The organism is Cellulomonas bogoriensis 69B4 = DSM 16987, assembly GCF_000767165.1.
Taxonomy (GTDB): Bacteria; Actinomycetota; Actinomycetes; order Actinomycetales; family Cellulomonadaceae; genus Actinotalea; species Actinotalea bogoriensis.
The window spans coordinates 1-2,949 of sequence record NZ_AXCZ01000243.1; the positions used below are offsets into that span (position 1 = coordinate 1).

Annotated in this window: 3 protein-coding genes; all 3 read left to right on the plus strand. The window is 70.8% G+C overall.

Features of this window, described 5'->3' with window-relative positions; genetic code table 11:
• Positions 1-984, plus strand: a 984-nt coding sequence (locus tag N869_RS14015) for a molybdopterin-dependent oxidoreductase (RefSeq protein ID WP_035062607.1), incomplete at its 5' end; no start/stop codon positions are given.
• On the plus strand, positions 981-2,357 hold the full coding sequence (nuoH, locus tag N869_RS14020) for an NADH-quinone oxidoreductase subunit NuoH (protein ID WP_232229768.1): 1,377 nt from the start codon (positions 981-983) through the stop codon (positions 2,355-2,357). The genes N869_RS14015 and nuoH, both read left to right, overlap by 4 nt.
• Before the next feature lie 70 nt (positions 2,358-2,427).
• A partial coding sequence (gene nuoI / locus N869_RS14025; RefSeq protein ID WP_035062610.1) for an NADH-quinone oxidoreductase subunit NuoI occupies positions 2,428-2,949 on the plus strand: 522 nt, incomplete at its 3' end.

A 2,949-nucleotide genomic window follows, 5' to 3' on the forward strand; every position in this document is an offset into this window, starting at 1 on the left:
GGCCTGACCGCGGCGCTCGCACTGGCCGCGAGCACCGGCGCACGCCTGGTGTGGTTCCCGCGCAGGGCGGGGGAGAGGGCCGCCGTCGAGGCCGGTGCCCTGCCCAGCCTGCTTCCCGGTGGTCGACCGGTCGCGGAGCCTCAGGCGCGGGTCGACGTGGCGGCGGTCTGGGGTGTGGACTCCTTGCCCGCCCAGCCCGGACGGGACGTCGACCAGATCCTGGAAGCGGCTGCGGACGGCACCCTGGGCGCCCTGCTCGTGGGTGGCGTCGACCCCGGTGACCTGCCCGACCCCGAGCTCGCCCTCGCGGCGCTGCAGCGGGCCTTCGTGGTGTCGCTCGAGGTTCGCGCGTCGCAGGTCACCGAGCACGCCGACGTGGTCCTGCCGGTCGCGCCCCCGGTCGAGAAGGCCGGGACCTTCCTCACCTGGGAGGGCCGGCCGCGGCCGTTCCCCCAGGCGCTGACGTCGACCGCGATGGCCGACCACCGGGTGCTGGACACCCTGGCCCGCGCGATGGGTGTGCTCCTGGGGCTGCGCAGCACCGCCGAGGTGCACGCCGAGCTCGACGAGCTCGGCTCGTGGGACGGGCCCCGGGTGGGCGCCCCTGCGGTGGACCCGGCGGAGCCCCCGGCCCCAGGGCCGGGCCAGGCGGTGCTCGCCACCTGGAACATGCTGCTGGACCTGGGTCGTTGCCAGGACGGTGAGGCGTTCCTCGCCGGCACCGCCCAGACACCCGTGGCACGTGTGTCACCGGCGACGGCCGCGTCCCTGGGCGTCGCGGCCGGCGACCCGGTGCGGATCGGCCGGCCCGACGTGGACGGGGCGATCACGCTCCCGGTCGCGGTCACGCCGATGACCGACGCGGTGGTGTGGGTGCCGACGAACTCGACCGGCTCGACGGTCCGCCGGACGCTCCGGGCGTCCGCGGGCGCGGTGGTCGACCTCCGGCGGGGGACCGTGACGACGGACGGAGAGGTCTCGTGATTCCAGGCACGGTGCTGCCGGCGCAGGTCGCCACGGCCGCCGACTTCTCGAACGACACCTGGTGGATCGTCCTGATCAAGGCGGTCGGCATCGTGGCGTTCCTGCTGACCAGCGTGCTGATCGCGATCTGGTTCGAGCGCAAGGTCGTGGCGCGGATGCAGATCCGGCCCGGCCCCAACTGGCACGGTCCCTTCGGGCTGCTGCAGTCGCTGGCCGACGCGATGAAGCTCCTGCTCAAGGAGGACATCAACGTCAAGGCCGCAGACCGCATCGTGTACCTGCTCGCGCCCATGATCTCGGTGTTCTCCGCGCTGCTGATCTTCGCGGTGATCCCGCTCGGGCCCGAGGTCTCGATGTTCGGGGTCACCACCCCGCTGCAGCTCACCGACTTCCCGGTGGCCGTGCTGTACATCCTGGCGGCGGCGTCGTTCGGGGTGTACGGGATCGTGCTCGGTGGCTGGTCGTCCGGGTCGACCTACCCGCTGCTCGGCTCCGTGCGGTCCACGGCCCAGGTCATCTCCTACGAGCTGGCGATGGGGTTGTCCCTGGTCAGCGTGTTCATCCTCGCCGGGTCGATGTCGACCTCGCAGATCGTGGACTCCCAGAGCCAGATCTGGTGGTTCCTGCCGCTGCTCCCCGCCTTCGTCATCTACTTCGTGTCGATGGTGGGTGAGGTCAACCGGTTGCCGTTCGACCTTCCCGAGGCCGAGGGCGAGCTCGTCTCGGGCTTCATGACCGAGTACTCGTCGATGAAGTTCGCGTGGTTCTTCCTCGCCGAGTACATCAACATGCTGAACGTCTCGGCGATCGCGGTGACGTTGTTCTTCGGCGGGTGGCGCGCCCCGTGGCCGCTGTCCGCGGTCAACGACGGCATGTTCAACGAGGGCTGGTGGCCGCTGCTGTGGTTCCTGGCCAAGCTCTGGTTCTTCATGTTCCTGTTCGTGTGGATCCGCGGGACGCTCCTGCGTTTCCGCTACGACCAGTTCATGAAGCTGGGCTGGAAGGTCCTGATCCCGGCCTCGCTGGTGTGGATCGTCGTGGTCGCGGCGGTGCAGGGCGCCCGCCAGTTCATGGAGGTCGACCTGCAGACCATGCTGTACGTGCTCGCGGGTGCGGCGCTGGTGGCGGTCGCGGTGTCGTTCCTGATCCCCGAACGGCGTCAGGAGGATGAGGAACCCCCGAGCGAGGAGTTCGACGCCTTCGCCGGGGGGTACCCGGTGCCGCCGTTGCCGGGCCAGACGTTGCCGCCGTCCCCCAGGCGCCGCCGCCTGCAGGAGGCCGACGTGAGCGCGACGACGGATCTGCTGACCGACGGCTCGACGGCAGGTGCCGGACCGGCACGGCCCGAGGACGAGGAGGAGCCCCGTGGCTGACGACGAGATCACCCGCCGGGAGGGCGGCGCCGAGGTCGGTGCACCGGCCTCGCACGAGTACACCCCCTTGATCCCGGGCAAGCGTGGTCTGGGTGCCTTCACGGCGCCGGTGGCCGGCTTCGGGGTCACGTTCTCCGCGATGTTCAAGCCGACCGTCACCGAGCAGTACCCGCGTGAGAAGGTCCCGACCAAGCCGCGGTACCACGGCCGGCACCAGCTCAACCGGCACCCGGACGGGCTGGAGAAGTGCATCGGCTGCGAGCTGTGCGCGTGGGCCTGCCCGGCCGACGCGATCTACGTCGAGGGCGCCGACAACACACCGGACGCCCAGTACTCGCCCGGTGAGCGCTACGGCCGCGTTTACCAGATCAACTACCTGCGCTGCATCTTCTGCGGGCTGTGCATCGAGGCGTGCCCCACCCGGGCCCTGACGATGACCAACGACTACGAGCTCGCAGGCCCCACCCGGGGCGGCATGATCTACGAGAAGGCCGATCTGCTCGCGCCTCTGGGCGAGGGCATGCTCTCCGCCCCGCACCCGATGGTGCCCGGCACCGAGGACGACGACTACTACCGGGGCTCGGTCACCGGT